We start from the raw sequence: 21,970 nt of genomic DNA, 5'->3' as shown, positions 1-21,970 counted from the left end.
CCGCACGCGGAGAAACGTTTCTGCCGTGCGAGTCTCTGCCGTGCGGCTGGGGTCAGCCGTGCCCGGGGGGTGAAGCGGGGCCGCCCGAGGGCGCCGTCGCGGCGATCAGCCGGTTGCGGGCCCGTCCCATGAGCTCCTCGCGCTCGTCCTCGGTCAGTCCGCCCCACACTCCGTAGGGCTCTCGTACCGCGAGTGCGTGCGCCGCGCACTCGGCGCGTACCGGGCACCGCATACAGACCTCCTTCGCGGAGGTCTCGCGGGCGCTCCGGGCGGCGCCTCGTTCCCCCTCGGGGTGGAAGAACAGCGAGCTGTCGACCCCGCGGCAGGCGGCCAGCAGCTGCCAGTCCCACAGATCGGCGTTGGGGCCGGGAAGGCGGGAGAAATCTGCCATTGCTTGTCCCCTCGAAACCATGCTGAGTCGGAAAAGTCGTTGTCATCCATCTTTGACCGTGTTCATGACCGTACATCTACGGTGTTAGTAGATGTAAATATGACTGATTGCGAATCTAGTCACAGACACCAGTAAAAGGGAAGAAAACCCGCCAAATGGGGCATAAGTTCCCGTGAAGGTTCAGTTGAAGACTGGACGATCCGTGGCGCTCTCTTCCGTGTGCGCTCCCTCACGTAGAGTGCCGAACTCGGCTGTCCGACCCGTAACTCTTTCGAGTGACCATCGTTGAGAGTGCGGAGGCGGTTGGCAGAAAAAGCGATCGGGCAGATGTCCGAGAGCGTCAACCGCACAGGTGACGACTTGTAACAGCCTGGAGGCTCAAGGTGACGCGCATCAGCTTCGGAGGGCGGTCATGACATCCGTCCTCGTCTGCGACGACTCCCCGCTTGCCCGAGAGGCGCTCCGTCGCGCGGTCGCGACCGTGCCCGGCGTCGAGCGTGTGACGACGGCGGCCAACGGCGAGGAAGTCCTCCGCCGCTGGGGTGCCGACCGTTCGGATCTGATTCTGATGGACGTACGCATGCCCGGTCTGGGAGGTGTGGAGACCGTCCGCCGACTGCTCTCCGCCGACCCCGGGGCGAGGATCATCATGCTGACCGTCGCCGAGGATCTGGACGGCGTCGCCCTCGCGGTCGCCGCCGGGGCCCGCGGGTATCTGCACAAGGACGCCTCCCGGGCGGAGCTCCGGGCGACCGTCACCCAGGCACTCGCCGATCCGACGTGGCGGCTGGCCCCGCGCCGGCTGCGGTCGGCCGAGATGGGTGCGGCGCCCACGCTCACGGCGCGTGAGATCCAGGTGCTCGAAGGGATGAGCCACGGCCGCTCCAACGCGGAGATCGGCCGTGAGCTGTTCCTCTCCGAGGACACGGTGAAGACGCACGCCAGGCGCCTGTTCAAGAAGCTCGGCGCCTCGGACCGGGCGCACGCGGTCGCGCTCGGCTTCCGCTGGGGCCTGGTCCGCTAGGCCGTGTGCTGAGAAGTCCCGTCTGCCTCGCGGCGGGCGGGGCGGTCCGGGCCGGGGCGCACCAGGGTCTGTTCCGAGACTCCGCCCGCCGGGCGGCGTCCGGCGTACACGCTCGCGGTGTCGTCGAATTCCCGGTGGCCCCTTCCCGGTATGTGACGCTTCCCGGCGGATGACGCATCCTTGAGATGTGGAGTTCCTTGGGAACGATTCGGTCGAGCGGAAGGGGAGGGCGCAGGACATGACTTCCGGCGCACCCGCTCATAACGCTTCGGTGCACAACTACGGACGCGGTGCCGCGGATGACGCGGCACCGAGGCACCATGGTTCGATGCGCGACGACGGAACGACGGTGATCGGTGCCCTGGTGCACCGAGCCGTCGAGGGCGACGCGCAGGCCACCCATGATCTGCTGGCCCATGTCCACCCCCTCGCGCTGCGCTACTGCAGGTCCCGGCTGAACCGGCTGCCCGGTGATGCCCGCCACTTCGTGGAGGACCTGGCGCAGGAGGTCTGTGTCGCGGTGCTGATGGCGCTGCCGCGGTACAAGGACACCGGCAGGCCCTTCGAAGCCTTCGTCTTCGCCATCGCCGGCCACAAGGTGGCCGATCTCCAGCGGGCCGCGATGCGGCACCCGGGATCGACCGCGGTGCCCTCCGACGAGATGCCGGAGCGGCCGGACGATTCGCTCGGACCCGAGGAGCGCGCGCTGCTCAGCAGCGACGCCGCCTGGGCCAAGAGGCTCCTCGCCAACCTCCCGGAGAACCAGCGTGAGCTGCTGGTTCTTCGCGTCGCGGTCGGACTGACCGCCGAGGAGACCGGACAGCTGCTGGGCATGTCGCCGGGCGCGGTCCGGGTCGCCCAGCACCGTGCGCTGAGCCGGCTGCGGGCCCTCGCGGAGCAGTGAGCCCGGGCCCGTCGCGGGTCCCGTAGGAAGGTACAGAACCTCCGGGTGATCTTGCTCGTGGAATGAGACACGCACGGAGGCCGTTAGCATGGACATCCGCACCGATCAAGGCCATTTGGGGAAGGTGTCATGACTGCAAACGTCGACGGAGTGCCCGAGAAATTCGCGACGCTCGGGCTGACATACGACGACGTGCTGCTGCTGCCGGGCGCATCTGATGTGCTGCCCAACGCGGTCGACACCTCGTCGCTCATCTCGCGGAACGTACGCGTGAACATTCCGCTGCTGTCCGCCGCGATGGACAAGGTGACCGAGGCCCGCATGGCCATCGCCATGGCCCGACAGGGCGGTGTCGGCGTACTGCACCGCAACCTCTCGGTCGAGGACCAGGTCAACCAGGTGGACCTGGTGAAGCGGTCCGAGTCCGGCATGGTCACCGACCCGATCACGGTCAGCCCGGACGCCACGCTCGGCGAGGCCGACGCGCTGTGCGCCAAGTTCCGCATCAGCGGCGTCCCGGTCACCGATCCGGCGGGCAAGTTGCTCGGCATCGTCACCAACCGCGACATGGCCTTCGAGTCGGACCGCTCGCGCCAGGTGCGTGAGGTCATGACGCCGATGCCGCTGGTCACCGGCAGGGTGGGCATCTCCGGCGTGGACGCCATGGAGCTGCTGCGCCGTCACAAGATCGAGAAGCTTCCGCTGGTCGACGAGACGGGCATTCTCAAGGGCCTCATCACGGTCAAGGACTTCAAGAAGGCCGAGCAGTACCCGAACGCGGCCAAGGACGGCGAGGGCCGGCTGCTCGTCGGCGCGGCCGTCGGCGCCAGCCCGGAGGCGCTGGACCGCGCCCAGGCGCTGGCCGGGGCAGGCGTCGACTTCCTGATCGTCGACACCTCGCACGGCCACAACAGCAACGCCCTCAACTGGATGGCGAAGATCAAGTCGGCCGTCGGCGTGGACGTCATCGGCGGCAACGTCGCGACCCGCGACGGCGCCCAGGCCTTGGTCGACGCCGGTGTGGACGGCGTCAAGGTGGGCGTCGGACCCGGTTCGATCTGCACCACCCGGGTGGTCGCCGGTATCGGCGTCCCGCAGGTGACCGCGATCTACGAGGCCGCGCTGGCGGCCCGTGCCGCGGGTGTCCCGGTCATCGGTGACGGCGGCCTGCAGTACTCCGGCGACATCGGCAAGGCCCTGGTGGCCGGCGCCGACGCGGTGATGCTCGGCTCGCTGCTCGCGGGCTGCGAGGAGTCCCCGGGCGAGCTGCAGTTCATCAACGGCAAGCAGTTCAAGTCGTACCGCGGCATGGGTTCGCTCGGCGCGATGCAGTCCCGCGGCCAGGGCCGCTCCTACTCGAAGGACCGGTACTTCCAGGCCGAGGTGTCCTCCGACGACAAGCTCGTCCCCGAGGGCATCGAGGGCCAGGTGCCCTACCGGGGCCCGCTGGCCAACGTCCTGCACCAGCTCGTCGGCGGTCTCCGCCAGACGATGGGGTACGTGGGCGCGGCCTCCGTCGATGAGATGGAGAGCAAGGGCCGCTTCGTGCGGATCACCTCGGCGGGTCTCAAGGAGAGCCACCCGCACGACATCCAGATGACGGTCGAGGCACCGAACTACAGCCGGAAGTAACGCAACAACGCAGGTGAGGGGCGGACCGGGGTTCCCGGGACCGCCCCTCACGCGCGTGTCGGGGATACTGGACAGCGCAGACGTAGAGGGAAAGGCCACACCATCGTGACTGAGATCGAGATCGGGCGCGGCAAGCGCGGCCGCCGGGCATACGCATTCGACGACATCGCCGTCGTCCCGAGCCGCCGGACCCGCGACCCGAAGGAGGTCTCGATCGCCTGGCAGATCGACGCCTACCGCTTCGAGCTGCCGTTCCTGGCCGCTCCCATGGACTCCGTCGTCTCCCCGCAGCACGCCATTCGCATCGGTGAGCTCGGCGGCCTCGGCGTGCTCAACCTGGAAGGCCTGTGGACCCGGCACGCCGACCCGCAGCCGCTGCTCGACGAGATCGCCGAGATGCCCGTCGAGTCGGCCACCCGCCGGCTCCAGGAGATCTACTCCGCCCCCATCCAGGAGGAGCTGATCGGCCGGCGCATCAAGGAGGTGCGCGACTCCGGTGTCGTCACCGCCGCCGCGCTCTCCCCGCAGCGCACCGCCCAGTTCTCCAAGGCCGTCGTCGACGCGGGTGTGGACATCTTCGTCATCCGCGGTACGACGGTCTCCGCCGAGCACGTCTCGGGCGCGGCCGAGCCGCTCAACCTGAAGCAGTTCATCTACGAGCTGGACGTCCCGGTGATCGTCGGCGGCTGTGCCACGTACACCGCCGCCCTGCACCTGATGCGCACCGGTGCGGCCGGTGTCCTCGTCGGCTTCGGCGGCGGCGCCGCGCACACCACGCGCAACGTCTTCGGCATCCAGGTCCCGATGGCGACCGCGGTCGCCGATGTGGCCGGTGCCCGCCGCGACTACATGGACGAGTCCGGCGGCCGGTACGTGCACGTGATCGCGGACGGCGGCGTCGGCTGGTCCGGCGACCTGCCGAAGGCCATCGCCTGCGGTGCGGACGCCGTGATGATGGGCTCCCCGCTCGCCCGCGCGACGGACGCGCCGGGCCGCGGCCGTCACTGGGGCATGGAGGCCGTCCACGAGGACGTGCCGCGCGGCAAGCTGGTCGACCTCGGCTCGGTCGGGACGACGGAGGAGGTCCTCACCGGTCCTTCGCACACCCCCGACGGCTCGATGAACATCTTCGGCGCACTGCGCCGGGCGATGGCGACCACGGGCTACAGCGACCTCAAGGAGTTCCAGCGCGTCGAGGTGACGGTGGCGGACTCGCAGCACCGCCGCTGAGTACGCGTAGTACGGCAAAGGGGCCGGACGGCGATCGCGCGATCGCCGTCCGGCCCCTTCCGTGTGTCGCGACCGCGACTAGTCGGCGGCCTTCTTCGCGCCGGAGAACGCGGCGACCGCCGCGACGGCGAAGAAGAGGTACGAGATGAAGTTCGAGTCGGCCTTCCACATCTCGTTCAGCGCACCGAAGTGGTCGAAGAACAGTTCGGAGACCGTGACCGGGTAGTCCTTGGCCACGATCATCGCCTCGCCGAGCAGCTGGCCGAAGTAGACGGCGATCAGCGCGAAGACGGCGCTGAGGACCGGAAGCGCCGGATTCCGGCCGCCGACCTTGCCCGACGCGAAGCCGACGACGAAGCCGACACCCACGGCCGCGTAGCCGATGTCGTGCTTGGTGGCGCCGATGATCGCGCCGTAGACGGCCCCCGCGACGACGGCTGCGACGACTGCGGCAAGGATTCCGAGCCCGACGTTGTCACGCGCCGGTGCCACCGGGGCGAACGGTGTGCCGCCGCCGAACTGGACGCCCGGCTGGCCCGGCTGGCCGTACGGACCCGGCTGCTGGCCCGCGAACGGGTTGCCGGTCGGGGCGGCGGGCTGCTGGCCGGCGTACGGGTTGCCGTCCTGGGGGTGCTGCGGCTGGTTCGGCGGTGGTACGGGCTGGCTCATTCGGGTTCCCCCCTGGACGGATACGCACGACTGTGCGAGAAGTGACGCCGCGGGCTAGCAGTCACCTCGGACATCGGCCCAGAAATTCCTTGGGGGGACTGGGGTCAGAGCCGGTGCGCGGCTCCGGCGGGCGTCGCGCCCCGGGTGTCGAGGAGCAGTTGCGCCTTCACGGCGAGGCCCTGGAGGTCGTACGTACGGTGGTGCTGGAGCAGCACCGTGAGATCGGCGCTGGAGGCCGCCTCGTACAGCGAATCGGCCCGGGGGACCGGGAGTTCACGTACCCGCCAGTCCAGGACGTGCGGATCGTGGTAGCCGATCTGGGCCCCCATGTCCATCAGCCGGGTGGCGATCTCGCGGGCGGGGGAGGCCTCCTGGTCGGCGAGGTCCGGCTTGTAGGTGACACCGAGCAGCAGCACCCGGGCGCCGCGCACGGATTTCCCGTGTTCGTTGAGGAGGGTGGCGCAACGCTGGATCACGTACTGCGGCATCCGGTCGTTGATCTCCTGCGCGAGCGAGACCATCCGCAGCGGGTGGCCGGGGGTGCGGCTGCTGTACGGGAGGTAGCCCGGGTCGACCGGGGCTCCGTGGCCGCCGACGCCGGGGCCGGGGCGGAAGGGCTGGAAGCCGAAGGGTTTGGTCTCGGCGCACCTGATGACGTCCCACAGGTCGACGCCGATGTCGTGGCAGAGCACGGCCATCTCGTTGACCAGGGCGATGTTGACGTGCCGGAAGTTGGTCTCCAGGACCTTCGTCATCTCGGCCTCGCGCGGGCCGCGGGCGCGTACGACCTTGTCGGTGAGCCGGCTGTAGAAGGCCGCGGCCGATTCGGTGCAGGCGGGGGTGAGGCCGCCGATGACCTTGGGGGTGTTGGCGTAGACGTGGGTGCGGTTGCCGGGGTCGAGCCGGGTCGGGGAGTAGGCGAGGTGGAAGTCGCGTCCGCCGCGCAGCCCGGAGCCCTTTTCGAGGAGGGGGAGCAGGAAGTTCTCGGTGGTGCCGGGGGGCACGGCCGATTCCAGCAGCACCGTGGTGTGCGGTCGCAGCCGGGCGGCGAGGGCGCGGGCCGCGTCGCCGATGGCACCGAGGTCCAGGGTGCGGTCGGGGCCGAGCGGGGTGGGCGCGCAGATCACGGCGGTACGGACCCGGCCCAGCTCGGCCTCGTTGGTGGTGGGGCGGAAGCCCCCGGAGAGCATGCGGCGGACGTCGGACGCGGTGAGCGGACCCTCGACGGGGGTGCGGCCCGCGGAGAGCTCGGCGAAGGCCCGGGGGTCGGTGTCGTAGCCGACGGTCTGGATACCGGCTGCGACGGCGGCTTGGGCGAGGGGCAGGCCGAGGTGACCGAGTCCGATGACGGCGAGGTCTGCAGGCACGTGGGTGGCCGTCCTTCCCTAAGACCATGAAGACAGAAAGCGCAACCGCTGGGGACAGCGCAATGTCAGACTAGGCGTAAATATGACCTATATGTCGCATTGTGTGGTCCCGGTTGTCCGGGTGTTGTCCACAGGCGGTGGCTGAAGTCGCGGAGCGCGGACAGAATCGAGGGGTGGGCACGGGCATTCGACCCCACGGTCGGACCGCACCCCCGTGCCCGGACCACCCCGATCTACCGGGAGGCAGTAGTGAGGACAGCGACACTGGGACCCGCGGAGCGCGGCGAGGCGCTCGCAGCGATGGCCGAGCGTGAACTGGACGTGCTGGTCGTGGGGGCGGGCGTGGTCGGCGCCGGAACGGCGCTCGACGCGGCCACGAGAGGGCTCGCCACCGGTCTGGTCGAGGCTCGCGACTGGGCGTCCGGCACGTCGAGCAGGTCGAGCAAGCTGATCCACGGCGGGCTGCGCTATCTGGAGATGCTCGACTTCGCGCTCGTCCGGGAGGCGCTGAAGGAGCGCGGGCTGCTGCTGGAGCGGCTGGCCCCGCATCTGGTGAAGCCGGTGCCGTTCCTCTATCCGTTGCAGCACAAGGGCTGGGAGCGGCTGTACGCGGGCTCGGGCGTCGCGCTGTACGACGCGATGTCGGTGTCGTCCGGGCACGGCCGCGGACTGCCCGTGCACCGGCACCTCTCCCGCAGCCAGGCCCTGCGCGTCGCGCCCGCGCTGAAGCGGGACGCCCTGGTGGGGGCCCTGCAGTACTACGACGCCCAGATGGACGACGCCCGCTATGTGGCGACGCTGGTACGGACCGCCGCCGGCTACGGCGCGCACGTGGCGAACCGGGCCCGGGTGGTCGGCTTCCTGCGGGAGGGCGAGCGGGTCGTCGGCGCCCGGGTGGAGGACGTCGAGGCGGGCGGTGAGTACGAGGTCAGGGCCAAACAGGTGGTCAACGCCACCGGCGTCTGGACGGATGACACCCAGGCGCTGATCGGTGAGCGCGGCCAGTTCCACGTCCGGGCGTCCAAGGGCATCCACCTGGTCGTCCCGAAGGACCGCATCCACTCCTCCACCGGCCTGATCCTGCGCACCGAGAAGTCCGTGCTCTTCGTCATCCCGTGGGGGCGGCACTGGATCGTCGGCACGACGGACACCGACTGGGACCTGGACAAGGCGCATCCCGCGGCGTCCAGCGCGGATATCGACTATCTGCTGGAGCACGTCAATTCGGTCCTGGCCACGCCGCTGACCAGGGACGACGTCGAGGGAGTCTATGCGGGGCTGCGGCCGCTGCTGGCCGGCGAGTCGGACGCGACCAGCAAGCTCTCGCGCGAGCACACGGTGGCGCATCCGCTGCCGGGCCTCGTCGTCGTCGCGGGCGGGAAGTACACCACGTACCGGGTGATGGCCAAGGACGCCGTGGACGAGGCGGTGCACGGCCTCGACCAGCGGGTGGCCGAATGCGTCACCGAGGACATTCCGCTGCTGGGCGCCGAGGGCTACCGCGCCCTGTGGAACGCGCGGGCCAGGATCGCCGCCCGGACCGGACTGCACGTCGCCCGGGTGGAGCATCTGCTGAACCGGTACGGCGCCATGACCGAGGAGATCCTGGAGCTGATCGTCGCCGATCCGGTGATGGGCGAACCGCTGCCGTCCGCCGACGACTACCTGAAGGCCGAGATCGTCTACGCGGCCTCGCACGAAGGGGCCCGCCACCTCGACGACGTGCTGACCCGGCGGACCCGGATCTCCATCGAGACCTTCGACCGGGGCACGCGTTCCGCGCAGCTCTGCGCGGAGCTGATGGCTCCGGTGCTCGGCTGGGACAAGAGCCAGATCGGGCGGGAGGTCGCGCACTACGAGAAGCGGGTGGAGGCGGAGCGGGAGTCGCAGCGCCAGCCCGACGACCTGACGGCGGACGCGGCACGGCTCGGGGCGCCGGACATCGTGCCCATTTAGCTGAGTACCTGATTCTGAACCTCAGGAGTGCAGAACAACGGTTCAGTGCCGTGCGCCGGGCGGTCAAGTCGCCTACGTGCTGCTGAGGGGGCCTCGATCCGGGAGAACACCGACACGGACGCTCGCCGGTAATGCCACCAGGGGAGGCTGAGGCCGAGACAAACAGGACAGGCCCGCGCGGCGTCGCGCGGGCCTGTCTCCTGCGGGAAGAGCGAATCGAGACACTCGTGTCTCCACCGACGGTGCATACGAGCTGGTGTTTCCGCTGCGCCCGTCATGGTCACCGCCGTAGCCACCGGGCCGGCGACGGCCCTGCGGAATGCGGCGCGGAGCGGCTGTACTCGACGCCCCGCGCATGGCCCATTTGCTCGGTGGTCCGCCGGTGGAGGTGCTCGGGCGGCTGCGGTCGGATCGGGTGATGCGCAATCCCGTCCCGCCTCCGTGGATCTCGACGCCGCAGGGTGGCCGTCCCTCGAAGCGCGACACGAAGTTCCGCTTTGCCGGGCCCGAGAGTTCAGGGCCTGTCGTTCGGGCCGGCGCGTCGGCCGGCCCGGCCCGGGCAGAACTCCGCTTCCAGGAGTGCGGGTTCGAGCGTCTCCGTGCCGGTCAGGATGTCCGTGTCGATGCGGTACGTCATGATGTGGCCACCGTCGCGGCTTGCGGCGGTACGGACGTAACTGCCCGCTATACGGCCGTTGTGACCCCAGACGGTGACTCCGCAGGAGAGTCGCTCCGGGTAGATCCCCAGGCCGTGGTTCCCTTGCGCCGCAGCGGTGTTCAGCATCCCGGCCAGCTGTGCGGGCGGGAGCAGCCGTCCGCCCAGCAGGGCCGCGAAGAAGCGGTTCAGATCGGAGAGCGTGGAGATCAGCTCACCGGCCGCGCCCGCGGTGCGCGGGTCGAGTTCGGTGGCGTCGATCAGGCCGCCGCCCGCCGGATCGCGGGAGTAGCCGCGGCCGTGCGGTGCGGGCAGGGTGGTGCGGGCCCCGGGCAGGGAGGTGCCGGTGAGGCGGAGGGGAACGATGATGCGGCGCCGGATCTCGGTGGCGTAATCGTGGCCGGTGACGCGCCGAACGACCAGGCCCAGTACGGCGTAATCGGTATTGGAGTAGGCGAACACGCCGGGGCGGGTCGTGGGGCGGTGGCTCGTCGCCGTACGGATCGCGGCGGTGGCGGAGACCGGATGCGCGGACCTGTCGTCTGTGTAGTCGTAGAGTCCGCTGGTGTGGCTGAGCAGGGCGCGCAGGGTGATGCGGCGGCCGTCGTTCCCGTGGCCGCGGATCAGTCCGGGCAGAAAGCGCTCGACCGGGTCCGACAGCCGCAGTCGTCCCTCATGGGCGAGTTGGAGCACGACGGTGGCGACGAAGGTCTTGGTGATGCTGCCCGCCCGGAAGCGGTCCGCGTACCGGATGCCGGGACCCGTTGACCGGTAGATGCCGGAGCCGGCGGCGGAGGGGGCGCGTATCAGGAGTGCGGCAGTGGGGGCTTCGCCCTGGAGCAGGAGCGGTGGCAGGTAGGAGGCTGCGGGCGTGAGGTGTGGTTCGCTGGGCAGGCTCGCTGTTCCGGGACAGAGCAGCGCTGTCGCCAACAGGGTGACGAGCGGTGCCCTTAGAGTCGGCATGGCAGGGAGTCCCTTCCTCCGGCCACATCATGGCGGACCCGGGCCCCGGCACCAGGACCGGTCCCGGGGTAGGGGACAATGAACGCTCTGCCAGGGCGGGTTGATCGCAGAGGGGACGCATGTCGGAGGCGGAGCAGGCACGGGAGCCCCAACGGGACAAGGACGGACGTCTCCTTGCGGGGCGGTACCGGCTCGGGGAGGTGCTCGGCCGGGGCGGTATGGGCACGGTCTGGCGCGCCGTGGACGAGACGCTGGGCCGCACGGTCGCGGTCAAGGAGCTGCGGTTCCCGACAGCCATCGACGACGACGAGAAGCGCCGTCTCATCACGCGTACGCTGCGCGAGGCGAAGGCGATCGCCCGGATCCGCAACAACGGCGCGGTCACGGTCTACGACGTGGTCGACGAGGACGACCGGCCGTGGATCGTCATGGAACTCATCGAGGGCAAGTCGCTGGCCGAGGCGGTGCGCGAGGACGGTGTCCTGACACCGAGACGGGCGGCCGAGGTAGGCCTGGCCATCCTCGACGTGCTGCGTTCGGCGCACCGCGAGGGCATTCTGCACCGTGACGTGAAGCCGTCCAACGTGCTGATCGCCGAGGACGGCCGGGTCGTGCTGACCGACTTCGGGATCGCCCAGGTCGAGGGCGACCCCTCCGTCACCTCCACGGGCATGCTCGTCGGCGCACCCTCGTACATCTCGCCGGAGCGGGCCCGCGGGCACAAGCCCGGCCCGCCGGCCGACCTGTGGTCGCTCGGCGGACTGCTGTACGCGAGCGTCGAGGGCTGCCCGCCGTACGACAAGGGCTCCGCGATCGCGACCCTGACCGCGGTGATGACCGAACCGCTCGACCCGCCGAAGAACGCGGGCCCGCTGGAAGAGGTCATCTACGGTCTGCTCGCCCGGGACCCCGAGCAGCGGCTCGACGACGCGGGCGCGCGCGCCCTGCTCAGCGACGTGATCGACGCCCCCGAGCAGCCGGACGTCCCGGTACCGCCACCGGCCGACGCCACCCAGGTGATGGCGCTGCCCAAGGTGCCCGCCCCCGCCAAGCCGGCGTCCAAGTCCGGTGAAGCGGGCGAGGGCACCCGCGACCGGCTGCGGGGTGCACTGCGCTCCGCGCGGAACGCCAAGGCGGCGCCCGTCGCCGCGGCGGGCACCGCCACCGCGGCACCGTCCGCACCGGCCCGGCCCGCCAAGGCTCCCGCGACGGCCGCCGCCTCCGGGGCCGTACCGTCGCCGCGTCCGGCCACCTCTCCGAGTACCCCGCCCCGGGCGTCGCTCACGGACGTGGTGCCGCGCCGCACCCTGGCGGTCATCGCGGCCGTCATCGTGCTCGCCGTGCTCGGCACGGTCCTCGCGCTCACGCTGGGCGGGGACAAGGGCGCAGACAACGCGGGCAAGGGCAAGGACGACACCTCCGCCTCGGCCGGTTCGTCGACGGGCGGCGGCTCCGCCGGTACCGCCGGTACGGAACAGGGCGGCAGCGGCAAGGAGCAGGGCAAGGACCCGGGCAAGGGCCAGGACGGGAACGACGGCCAGGACCAGGACAAGGGCAAGGACGACTCCGGCAAGGGATCGGACAGCTCCGACGACGACGCGGACGGCAAGGACGCGCTGCCCGCCGGGTACAAGTGGGTCACCGACAAGCGGTTCCACTTCACCATGGCGATGCCCAAGGGATTCGAGCGCAATTCGATCGCGGGCAGCAACTCCGGCGGCATCTACAACATCGACAAGGGCTTCCCGCGCGTCCAGATCGACTACAACAGCTCGCCCGGAGATGACGCGGCCGCCGCCTGGAACGGGCTGAAGGGCGCGGTCGCCGGCAGCAGCAGCGGATACCAGCACCTGGGTATAGAGAAGGTCGAGTACAACGGGTACCCGACCGTCGCCGACTGGCAGTTCGAGCGCAACGAGCACGGGCAGCGCAGCCGGATTCTGAACCGGGGCTTCAAGGTCGACGCCAAGCGCGGCTACTCGATCATGATCAGCTGCAAGGTCGACGAGTGGGACGGCGAGGCGTGCAAGACGCTGCGCGAGACGGCGTTCGACACGTTCAAGCCGCTCGGCTGAGGGTGCGGCCGGCGGACCGGGTTGCGGCGACCTTCCGCGCGGCCGCCGGTTGCCACGTATTGTGAGAGCTCGAAGACCGTACGCAGCCGGGACCGCAAGTCAATTGCACGGTAAGTGACCGCAATTGGTGGGATTCGTGCGGTCTACGTGACCGAGGGACAGCGCGCTCTGGGGAGGCGTCGTGGACGACTATGCGGGTCGGGTGCTTGCCGACCGCTACCGCCTTCCGCTGCCCCCGTCCGATGCGTACGAACTGGTCGAGACCCGGGCGTTTGACACATACAGCGGACAGGAAGTCCTGGTCCGGCAGGTGCCGTTGCCGGAGGTCGTGGACGCGGAGGTGCTCGACGCCGACGGCCAGCCCACGCCGGCCCGGCGCACGAGCGGACGCACGGTGCGGCGGTCCACCGATCCGGCGGTCCGGCGCGCCATCGAGGCCGCCCAGGCGGCGGCCCAGGTGCCCGACCACCCGCGGCTCGACCAGGTCTTCGACGTGTTCGCCGAGGCGGGATCGCTCTGGATAGTGAGTGAACTGGTCGCGGCCCGCCCGCTGGCGGCCCTGCTCGCGGAGCGCCCGCTCAATCCGTACCGGGCCGCGGAGATCGGCTCCGACGTCCTGACGGCGCTGCGCGTCCTGCACGCCCACGGCTGGACCCATCGCAACATCACCGTGCGCACGGTGCTCATCTGCGACGACGGACGCGTCGTGCTGACCGGCCTGGCGGCCGGGGCGGCGGAGGAGGCCCTCTGCGGGTACGTGCCGGTGCCGCGCCCGGACGACGCCGAGGACGACGGGGAGTACGGCCGCCCCGCGGTGGAGTCGGGCCCCACCGGCCCGTACGTGCCGCCGACGGCCGGGGCGGGGCCCGATGACCCGTATGCGCTGCCGATGGCCGAGTACGACTCCCCGTACGACTCCGGGTCCGATGACCCGTACGCGCTGCCGATGGCCGACTCCGACTCCGACTCCGACTCCGACTCCGACTCCGACTCCGACGCCGACGCCGACGCCGAGTACGAGTCCGAGTACGACTCCGAGTACGAGACCGGCCCTGCCGACCCGCACGAGCCGTCCGACCCGCACGAGCCGTCCGACCCGCACGCGCCCTTCCGGCCGCCCGCGCTGTCGCCGCCCGCGCGGTTGCCCGGTTCCCGCGGTCCCGCGGCGATCGAGTCCGCGTCGTCCGCGGGTGGCTCCGAGAGCCCGTACGGCGCCGGCGAGCTGGAATCCGTACGCCGTCCGCCGCCGCCCGTCCCCGCCCCCGAGCCCGGCAGTGCCGCCCAGGCGCGTGCCACGCGCGCGGGCGCCATCGCCGCGTACCGCGCGGGTGCCCGCGCCGCCGCGCGCATCAGCGAGGAGGAGCGTCGGGCCGGTACGGACGAGGCGCGGGACACCGGCATCCTGCCGGTCCAGCGCGAAGGTGCCGCCGGGCCGCAGCAGCCCGGCGGCCGGTCCTCCGCGCCCGGCCTGCCGGCCCCCCAGGCATACGCCTACGACAACGACGACGACCCGTACGACGACGAGGACGACGAGGACGGTGGCAGCGACGGTGGCGGTCAGGCGCCGCCCCGGCGGCTGCATCTGACCGGTTCCTGGGACGACGGCCCGGGCGCCGGGCGTCCGGTCCCCGCCGGCGGCTCCAGCGAGGACGCCCTGCGGGCCGACTCCCGGCGCCAGGGTGCCGCCCCGGCGCCCGCCCGCCCGCAGCCGCCCGCGGAGAACCGGGAGACCGCCCCGGGCCGCTGGGACGAGATCGTCGCCGGGAACCGCGACACCTCGGCCTACCGGGGCCCCGCCACCACGCTGGCCGCCGAGCGCGCGCGGCAGGCCCGGATCGCGGTCGTCGGCGCGGTCACCGAGCGCTGGGCGCCCGAGCAGGCCGGGCCGGTCCACGAGAACTGGCAGCTGGCACCGCCCATCGGCCCCTCCACCGACCTCTGGGCGCTGGGCGCGCTGCTCTACCGCGCCGTCCAGGGCCACGCCCCGTACCCCGAGGACAATGCCGCCGAGCTCGTCCAGATGGTCTGCGGTGAGCCGCCCGCCTTCGCCGAGGAGTGCGGTGCGCTGCGGCCCGTCGTCGAGTCGCTGCTGCGCCAGGACCCCACCGAGCGACCGGACTTCGAGGAGCTGCGCGGCTGGCTGCGCTCCCTCGTACGGGCGGCGCCCGAGCCCGAGGCCGGTTTCGACGTCGTGCCGCTGCCGTCCGTGGACGACACCCGGCTGCCCGTCGTGCGCCGCCGGGGCGAGCTCGTCCGCAAGCGCCGCGGCCGCCGCAACGGCCCGGCGCACGGCCGTCACCGCCACACCAAGGGACGGCTGGAGGCGGAGCCGGTACTCGCCGAACCGCGCGAGCCCAGAGCCGTCAAGCCGCCACGCGAGCCCAAGGGCCCCAAGGCGCTGCGCACCCCGCCGCGCCCGCAGCAGGACGGGCAGCGCGCGCCGCGACGGCTCGGCCGGCTGCTGCTCGTCCTGATACTGCTGGTGCTGGTCGCGGCGATCGTGTACGCCGTGATGTTCATGCCCAAGTCCGGTACGCAGTCCGGTGCGGGCGCCAGTCCGTCCCGTACGGCGACCGGAGCGCCCGGTCCGGGCTCCGGCAGCTCCGGCGGGCCGTCGCCGTCCGGGTCGAGCGGCGCGCAGAAGCCGCAGACCAGCCGCTCCGCCGTCGCACTCGCGCCCGGCTACGTGCTGCGCAAGGACGACGAGGGCTTCGAGGTCGGGGTGTCCAAGGGGTGGCAGCGCAGCCCCGCCAACACGGACCGCCAGATCCGCTACGGCAGCGACGGCTTCACCCTGCTGATCGTCCCCGGCCGCGACACCGTCAAGGCGAACGGGGCCGACCCGCTCGACTACCAGCGCGACAAGGAACCCGAGTTGAAGCCCTTCCGGGACTCCAGCTGGTCCTCGGCGAGCGGACTGCGCCGGATCGACGTCGGCCGACAGGCCATGGCGGAGGGCCAGTTCACCTGGCAGGACGGTTCCGGACGGGAGGTGTACGTACGCAACCTGGCGATGATCGTCGCGGGCCGCTACCACATCCTCCAGGTCATCGGTCCGGAGGACCAGCGTGACAAGGTGTCGGACATCTACCAACAAGCCATCGCCTCCTACCGTGTGACGCCCTGATATACACGGGGACCCCAGAGCGACGGGCCGGAGCGACAAGCATCACAGTGCGATTTCATGGGCGGTGCGAGGTTCCGTGGCCGCACCTCCCCTCCGTAACCTGTCATCCGAAGGAACGGGGCAGGTACACGTGGATCGATCACAGGGCACGGACGCGGGACTGGTGCTGGCCGGGCGATACCGGCTCGGCGAAGTCCTCGGGCGCGGCGGCATGGGCAAGGTCTGGCAGGCGCACGACGAGGTGCTGCACCGCACCGTCGCCGTCAAGGAGCTGACAGCGGGGCTGTACGTCGCCGAGGCGGACCGGGTGGTGCTGCACGCCCGCACGCAGAAGGAGGCCCGCGCCGCCGCCCGCATCACACACCCGGGCGTGGTCACCGTCCATGACGTCATCGAGCACGACAACCGGCCGTGGATCGTCATGCAGTACGTCGACGGCCCGTCACTCGCCGACGCTGCCAAGGAATCCGGCGAGCTGGAGCCGCGCGAGGCCGCCAGGATCGGCCTCCATGTGCTGGGCGCGCTGCGCGCCGCACACAGCGCCGGGGTGCTGCACCGCGATGTGAAGCCGGGCAACGTGCTGCTCGCCCGGGACGGCCGGGTGCTGCTCACCGACTTCGGGATAGCGGCGATAGAGGGCGACTCGACCATCACCAGGACCGGTGAACTGGTCGGCTCCATAGACTACTTGGCACCCGAGCGGGTACGCGGGGGCGACCCGGGCCCCGCATCCGACCTGTGGTCGCTCGGTGCCACGCTGTACACCGCGGTCGAGGGCAGATCACCGTTCCGCCGCACCTCCCCGATATCCACCATGCAGGCCGTCGTGGCCGAGGAACCGTCGGCGCCCACCCGGGCCGGTGCCCTCACCCCCGTCATCACCGCGCTGCTCCGCAAGGACCCGGCGGACCGGCCCTCGGCCGAGGAGACGGAACGGATGCTGCTGGAGGCCATGGAGGGGCGCCGGCCCCGGGCGGCCCAGGCGTACGTCCCGACGCAGCAGGTGCCGCAGGAGATGCTGCACGCGATGGGCTCGGGCGGAACGTCGGGCGGTACGGCCCAGCTGCCCCACCCCGCCGCCGCCCCGGCCCCCGGGTCCGCGCCGGTGACCCGGCGCGGCCGCGGCCGGTGGCGCACGGCGATGCTGGTCGTCGCCCTGGCGGCGCTGCTCGGCGGCGGCGCGGGGATCGCCGCGATGAAGTACCGGGACCACCCGGGGAGCAGCAGCGCGAGCGGCGGCACCGGAACCCCTGGCGCCCGGTCACCGGACCCGGCCCCCCACAAGTCCTCGCCGAAGTCCTCCCCCAAGCCCGATCCGACGCTGAAGGGCGTACCGGACGGCTGGCAGCGGGTCCACGACCGGGAGGGGTTCAGCCTTCTGGTGCCGAACGGCTGGCAGCGTCGACAGACCAAGACGAACATCGACTACACCCCGGACAACGGCAAGCACTACCTGCGCATCAGCATCGACCAGCAGCCCGACTTCGAGAGTTCTTACCTGCACATGAAGAACATGGAGTTGAGCCTGCGGGAGCGGCTGCCGGCCTACCAGGGTCTGGGCCTGGAACCCAACTTCTACCGTGACCATCCCGGATCGCTCTGGGAGTTCACCTGGACCGAGAAGAACGGCGAGTCGAGGCACGCCATCGACCAGATGTACTACGGGGGCGACGCCGGGCCGGAGTACGCGCTGTACATGACGGGTCCGGCGGCGGACTGGGACACCACCCGCGACCAGTTCGACACCATGCTGCGCGGCTGGCGCGCTCCGGGGGACACCGACTGACGCCGGAATCCGCCTCTGTCATCGCTCAGCCGGCCGGTGTTCACCGCACTTGTCCTCCGACAGGAGGTACGGATGACGGGGGACAGAGATCCAGGAGGAGAGGAGCGGCGTACTGGGAGGCCCGGGCCGCGAGCCCGCGGCGGGCCAGGCGCTCAAGGACGGGGAGAAGATTTGCCAGCCGGTGGCCGAGGGGCTGAAGATTCACGCCTCCTGAGCGCGACCCGTGGAGATAGCCCCTGATCAGCACTTACGTAGCCAGTAGTCACTGGCTCGATCAACGGGTGCTCGCGGAGCGCTGTTGTGGGGACTGTGAAAAGCCGTTACCCACGGGTACCCAAAGCATCCGGCTGGACGTACTCTCGCCCTCATGACGGACTCGCAGGCCTCCACGCCCACCTCCGCCGCCGGTGTCGGCACCAACCCGGTGGCCGCCGCGCCCGCGGGCGTGCGCACGGCCGCCGATGTCGTGACCCCCGAGGTGATCGCCCAGCTGACCCGCGGCGTCGTCGGCTCCGGGCGTACCGCCAACCACACCCCCTTCACCGGGGAGAAGCTGGCCGACCTGCCCGAGTCCACCCCCGAGGACGTGGCGGCCGCCTTCGAGCGGGCCCGTGCCGCCCAGTCGGTCTGGGCCGCGACGCCCGTGCGGGCCAGGGCCGCCGTGCTGCTGCGCTTCCACGACCTCGTGCTCAGCCGCCAGTCCGAGGTCCTCGACCTCATCCAGCTGGAGACCGGCAAGGCCCGTCTGCACGCCCATGAGGAGGTGCAGGCGGTCGCCGTCGCCGCCCGGCACTACGGCCGCAAGGCCGGTTCGTATCTGAAGCCGAAGCGGCACACCGGTGTCGTCCCGACCCTCACCAAGGTCACCGAGCTGCGCCAGCCGCGCGGCGTCATCGGCCAGATCGCGCCGTGGAACTACCCGTTCGAGCTGTCCGTCGGCGACGCCCTGCCCGCGTTCGTCTCCGGCAACGCCGTGGTGATGAAGCCCGACACGGAGACCGCGCTGACCGCGCTCTGGGCCCGTGACCTGCTGATCGAGGCCGGGCTTCCGGCCGAGGTGTTCCAGATCGTGCTCGGCGACGGACCCGTGGTCGGCCCCGAGGTCGTCAAGCACGCCGACTACGTCTCGTTCACCGGCTCCACCCGCACCGGCCGCGAGGTCGCCCAGGGCGCCGCGGCCCGGCTCGTCGGGGTCTCGCTGGAGCTCGGCGGCAAGAACGCCATGCTGGTCCTGAAGGACGCCGACGTGGAGAAGGCCGCCGCGGGCGCCGTCCGGGCCTGCTTCTCCTCCGCCGGTCAGCTCTGCATCTCCATCGAGCGGCTGTACGTCCACGAGTCGGTCGCCGACGACTTCGTGGAGCGGTTCGCCGCCCGTACGAAGGCCATGCGGCTCGGCAACTCCCTGGCCTACGGGGCCGACATGGGCTCCCTGGTGGGCGAGCGCCAGCTGGAGACGGTCAGCCGGCATGTCGCGGAGGCCGTCGAGAAGGGCGCCACGCTCGTCGCGGGCGGGGTCGCGCGTCCCGACATCGGCCCGCTCTTCTACGAGCCGACCATCCTCGACGGCGTCGAGGCGCCGATGGCCGTCTGCACCGAGGAGACCTTCGGACCGGTCGTGTCGATCTACCGCTTCAGCGACGAGGACGAGGTCATCGGCCTCGCCAACGCCACCCCGTACGGACTCAACTCAAGTGTCTGGACCAAGGACGGCAGGCGCGGCCACCGGGTCGCCGCCCGGCTGCGGACCGGCACGGTCAACATCAACGAGGGCTACGCCCCCGCGTACGGCAGTGTGCAGTCCCCGATGGGCGGCATGAAGGAGTCCGGTCTCGGCCGCCGGCACGGCTCCGAGGGCATCCTCAAGTACACCGAGGCGCAGACCGTCGCCCAGCAGCGGCTGATCCCGCTCGCCCCGTCCTTCGGGATGGACGACGAGAAGTACGCGGCCTTCATGAGCCGCAGCCTGAAGGCGATGAAGGCGTTCCGCCTGCGCTGACCCGCCGCGCCACCGCAGCATCCCTGTCCTTTTCGTACCGAGGAGTGCCATGTCCCAGGACAGCCCTGCCCACAATCAGGCCGGACCGGCCGGTGCGGGCGACGACGACGCCGCGTACGACTACGACGTACTGGTCGTCGGATCGGGCTTCGGCGGTGCGGTGTCGGCTCTGCGGCTGAGCGAGAAGGGGTACCGGGTCGGTGTCCTGGAGGCGGGCCGGCGGTTCAGCCCAGGCACCCTGCCCAAGAACTCCTGGGACCTGAAGAACTACCTCTGGGCTCCCGCCCTCGGCCTCTTCGGCATCCAGCGGGTGCACCTGCTCGGCAAGGTGATGGTGCTGGCCGGTGCGGGGGTGGGTGGCGGCTCGCTGAACTACGCCAACACGCTGTACGTGCCCCCGGCGCCGTTCTTCGAGGACCGGCAGTGGGCGCACATCACGGACTGGCAGGACGAGCTGAAGCCGTACTACGACCAGGCCACGCGGATGCTCGGGGTCCGGCTCAACCCGACGACGACCCCCTCGGACGTCCACCTCAAGGCGGCCGCCGAGGCCATGGGTGTCGGCGACACCTTCCATCTCGCCCCCGTCGGCGTCTTCTTCGGCGACGGCAAGGACGCCGACGGCACGGCGAGGGCCAAGCCCGGCGGCACGGTCGCCGACCCGTACTTCGGCGGTGCGGGCCCCGCCCGCAAGGCCTGCACGGAGTGCGGCGAATGCATGACGGGCTGCCGGCACGGTGCGAAGAACACCCTCAACGAGAACTACCTCCACCTCGCCGAGAAGGCCGGAGCGGTCATCCACCCGATGACCTCCGTCGTCGCGGTCACGGAGGACCCGGAGGGCGGCTTCCACGTCACCACCGTCCCGACCGACCGCCGCAGGAAGGGCAGGCCGACGCGGCTGCGCGCCCGCAAGGTGGTCGTGGCGGCGGGCACGTACGGCACCCAGACGCTGCTGCACACGATGAAGGACCGGGGGCTGCTGCCCCGTATCTCGTCCCGGCTCGGCGAGCTGACCCGGACCAACTCCGAAGGGCTCGTGGGAGCACAGACCTCCGACCGGCGGTACCGCAAGAAGCACGGCGCCAGGGCCGACTTCACCAGGGGCGTCGCCATCACCTCGTCGATCCACCCCGACGAGAACACCCACATCGAGCCGGTCCGCTACGGCAAGGGATCCAACGCGATGGGGGGGATGACCATCCTCCAGGTCCCCTACGGCACCCACCGGGTGCTGGGCTGGCTCGGCAACATGGCCAAGCACCCGGCGCTCGCCGTGCGCTCGCTCTCCAACCGGCGCTGGTCGGAGCGGACCATCATCGGGCTCGTCATGCAGTCGCTGGACAACTCGCTGACCGCGTACCGCAAGCCCGGCGGCATCGGGAAGGGCCTGCTCACCGCCCGGCAGGGCCATGGCGCGCCCAACCCGACGCAGATCGCCGAGGCGACCCGGAGCGCGACGCTGCTCGCCGACGAGATCAACGGTTTCGCGGGCTCCAACATCGGCGAGCTGATGGGCACCCCGCTCACCGCGCACTTCCTCGGCGGCTGCCCGATCGGCGCGAGCGCGCAGGACGGGGTGATCGACGCGTACCACCGGCTGTACGGGCACCCGGGCATCTCGGTGGTCGACGGTTCGGCGGTCTCCGCCAACCTCGGCGTCAACCCGTCGCTGACGATCACCGCGCAGGCCGAACGGGCCATGTCCTTCTGGCCGAACAAGGGCGAGCAGGACCCCCGCCCGGCGGCGGGCGAGGCGTACGAGCGGCTGGCGGCGGTCGAGCCGCAGGCGCCGGCCGTTCCGGAGGAGGCGTTCGGCGCGCTGAGGCTGCCGTTCCTGGGGATGCCCGCGGTGCCGCCGAAGAAGGCCGGGCAGGCCTGACCGGCTCCGGCCGCGGCCGGGGAGCGCACGGGCAGAGGACCGAGGACAGCAGAAGAGGAGCAGAAGAGGACAGCACAAGGGGCTGCACCCCCCTCCGAGTGCAGCCCCTCATGCTCTACCGGTGAAGCCGAGTTACGGATGTGACCGGTGGTTCCGCATGCATGACCTGCAAGGTGTCCCGATGGTTGTCCCGGAATTCACAGAATCCTTATGTGATGTCACTCACGTTTGCTTCCGTGCTCAATCCGTGACCTGTGCCCGCGCAACTGTTCGCAGGGTCCCGGGGTCGAACTCGTACCGCTGCCACAGCAGC

Annotated in this window: 14 protein-coding genes and 1 pseudogene; 11 read left to right on the top strand and 4 right to left on the bottom strand. The window is 71.0% G+C overall.

The window, feature by feature from the left end:
* Positions 1-52 precede the first annotated feature (52 nt).
* Positions 53-391 carry a WhiB family transcriptional regulator gene (locus tag OG322_RS13580; protein ID WP_123461121.1) on the bottom strand — a complete coding sequence of 113 codons (339 nt, stop codon included), beginning with the start codon at positions 389-391 and terminating at the stop codon, positions 53-55.
* A 412-nt stretch (positions 392-803) separates the two neighbouring features.
* On the opposite strand from OG322_RS13580, the gene OG322_RS13575 reads away from it, so the two are divergent.
* From OG322_RS13575 to OG322_RS13560, 4 genes are all read left to right on the top strand, one after another.
* Positions 804-1,415 carry a response regulator transcription factor gene (locus OG322_RS13575; RefSeq protein ID WP_003948568.1) on the top strand — a complete coding sequence of 204 codons (612 nt, stop codon included), beginning with the start codon at positions 804-806 and terminating at the stop codon, positions 1,413-1,415.
* 328 nt (positions 1,416-1,743) lie between these two features.
* Positions 1,744-2,319 carry a sigma-70 family RNA polymerase sigma factor gene (locus tag OG322_RS13570; protein WP_073732620.1) on the top strand — a complete coding sequence of 192 codons (576 nt, stop codon included), beginning with the start codon at positions 1,744-1,746 and terminating at the stop codon, positions 2,317-2,319.
* A 129-nt stretch (positions 2,320-2,448) separates the two neighbouring features.
* The gene (gene guaB / locus OG322_RS13565) at positions 2,449-3,951 is read left to right on the top strand and encodes an IMP dehydrogenase (protein ID WP_123461122.1); all 1,503 of its coding nucleotides are present in this window, start codon (positions 2,449-2,451) and stop codon (positions 3,949-3,951) included.
* 105 nt (positions 3,952-4,056) lie between these two features.
* Positions 4,057-5,181, top strand: coding sequence for a GuaB3 family IMP dehydrogenase-related protein (locus OG322_RS13560; RefSeq protein WP_123461123.1), 1,125 nt, complete (start codon positions 4,057-4,059; stop codon positions 5,179-5,181).
* Between the two features lie 78 nt (positions 5,182-5,259).
* On the opposite strand, the gene OG322_RS13555 is transcribed toward OG322_RS13560, so the two are convergent.
* Together OG322_RS13555 and OG322_RS13550 are read right to left on the bottom strand one after the other, a co-directional pair.
* On the bottom strand, positions 5,260-5,850 hold the full coding sequence (locus OG322_RS13555) for a hypothetical protein (RefSeq protein ID WP_123461124.1): 591 nt from the start codon (positions 5,848-5,850) through the stop codon (positions 5,260-5,262).
* A gap of 104 nt (positions 5,851-5,954) precedes the next feature.
* Positions 5,955-7,217, bottom strand: coding sequence for a nucleotide sugar dehydrogenase (locus tag OG322_RS13550; protein WP_123461125.1), 1,263 nt, complete (start codon positions 7,215-7,217; stop codon positions 5,955-5,957).
* Positions 7,218-7,466: 249 nt separating this feature from the next.
* Between OG322_RS13550 and OG322_RS13545 the strand changes: the two genes are divergently transcribed.
* On the top strand, positions 7,467-9,173 hold the full coding sequence (locus OG322_RS13545) for a glycerol-3-phosphate dehydrogenase/oxidase (RefSeq protein WP_123461126.1): 1,707 nt from the start codon (positions 7,467-7,469) through the stop codon (positions 9,171-9,173).
* A 343-nt stretch (positions 9,174-9,516) separates the two neighbouring features.
* Positions 9,517-9,693 (top strand): annotated as a pseudogene (locus OG322_RS13540) (NF041680 family putative transposase); the annotation flags it as partial.
* Here the strand turns inward: OG322_RS13540 and OG322_RS13535 are convergent.
* The gene (locus OG322_RS13535) at positions 9,688-10,791 is read right to left on the bottom strand and encodes a serine hydrolase domain-containing protein (RefSeq protein ID WP_329306464.1); all 1,104 of its coding nucleotides are present in this window, start codon (positions 10,789-10,791) and stop codon (positions 9,688-9,690) included. The pseudogene OG322_RS13540 and the gene OG322_RS13535 sit on opposite strands and share 6 nt — an antisense overlap.
* 119 nt (positions 10,792-10,910) lie before the next feature.
* On the opposite strand from OG322_RS13535, the gene OG322_RS13530 reads away from it, so the two are divergent.
* The 5 genes from OG322_RS13530 to OG322_RS13510 all read left to right on the top strand — a co-directional run bounded on the left by OG322_RS13530 (position 10,911) and on the right by OG322_RS13510 (position 21,657).
* Positions 10,911-12,866, top strand: a complete 1,956-nt coding sequence (locus OG322_RS13530) for a serine/threonine-protein kinase (RefSeq protein ID WP_123461128.1) — start codon at positions 10,911-10,913, stop codon at positions 12,864-12,866.
* Positions 12,867-13,047: 181 nt separating this feature from the next.
* Positions 13,048-15,993, top strand: coding sequence for a protein kinase (locus OG322_RS13525; RefSeq protein WP_329306463.1), 2,946 nt, complete (start codon positions 13,048-13,050; stop codon positions 15,991-15,993).
* A gap of 130 nt (positions 15,994-16,123) precedes the next feature.
* On the top strand, positions 16,124-17,779 hold the full coding sequence (locus tag OG322_RS13520; RefSeq protein WP_185095365.1) for a serine/threonine-protein kinase: 1,656 nt from the start codon (positions 16,124-16,126) through the stop codon (positions 17,777-17,779).
* Positions 17,780-18,146: 367 nt separating this feature from the next.
* Positions 18,147-19,775, top strand: a complete 1,629-nt coding sequence (locus tag OG322_RS13515; protein WP_123461130.1) for a succinic semialdehyde dehydrogenase — start codon at positions 18,147-18,149, stop codon at positions 19,773-19,775.
* A gap of 49 nt (positions 19,776-19,824) precedes the next feature.
* The gene (locus OG322_RS13510) at positions 19,825-21,657 is read left to right on the top strand and encodes a GMC family oxidoreductase (RefSeq protein ID WP_329306462.1); all 1,833 of its coding nucleotides are present in this window, start codon (positions 19,825-19,827) and stop codon (positions 21,655-21,657) included.
* The last annotated feature ends 313 nt before the right edge of the window (positions 21,658-21,970 follow it).

It is taken from the genome of Streptomyces sp. NBC_01260 (assembly GCF_036226405.1).
GTDB classification, from domain to species: Bacteria; Actinomycetota; Actinomycetes; order Streptomycetales; family Streptomycetaceae; genus Streptomyces; species Streptomyces laculatispora.
Note: the sequence above shows the minus strand (reverse complement) of the source record. Positions and strands in the feature narration are given on the sequence as shown.

What these genes read in the sequence shown, in the direction of transcription:
- OG322_RS13580 (WP_123461121.1), bottom strand. Translation starts at nt 391, where the DNA reads ATGGCAGATTTCTCCCGCCTTCCCGGCCCCAACGCCGATCTGTGGGAC.
- OG322_RS13575 (WP_003948568.1), top strand. Translation starts at nt 804, where the DNA reads ATGACATCCGTCCTCGTCTGCGACGACTCCCCGCTTGCCCGAGAGGCG.
- OG322_RS13570 (WP_073732620.1), top strand. Translation starts at nt 1,744, where the DNA reads ATGCGCGACGACGGAACGACGGTGATCGGTGCCCTGGTGCACCGAGCC.
- guaB (WP_123461122.1), top strand. Translation starts at nt 2,449, where the DNA reads ATGACTGCAAACGTCGACGGAGTGCCCGAGAAATTCGCGACGCTCGGG.
- OG322_RS13555 (WP_123461124.1), bottom strand. Translation starts at nt 5,850, where the DNA reads ATGAGCCAGCCCGTACCACCGCCGAACCAGCCGCAGCACCCCCAGGAC.
- OG322_RS13535 (WP_329306464.1), bottom strand. Translation starts at nt 10,791, where the DNA reads ATGCCGACTCTAAGGGCACCGCTCGTCACCCTGTTGGCGACAGCGCTG.
- OG322_RS13530 (WP_123461128.1), top strand. Translation starts at nt 10,911, where the DNA reads ATGTCGGAGGCGGAGCAGGCACGGGAGCCCCAACGGGACAAGGACGGA.
- OG322_RS13515 (WP_123461130.1), top strand. Translation starts at nt 18,147, where the DNA reads ATGACGGACTCGCAGGCCTCCACGCCCACCTCCGCCGCCGGTGTCGGC.
- OG322_RS13510 (WP_329306462.1), top strand. Translation starts at nt 19,825, where the DNA reads ATGTCCCAGGACAGCCCTGCCCACAATCAGGCCGGACCGGCCGGTGCG.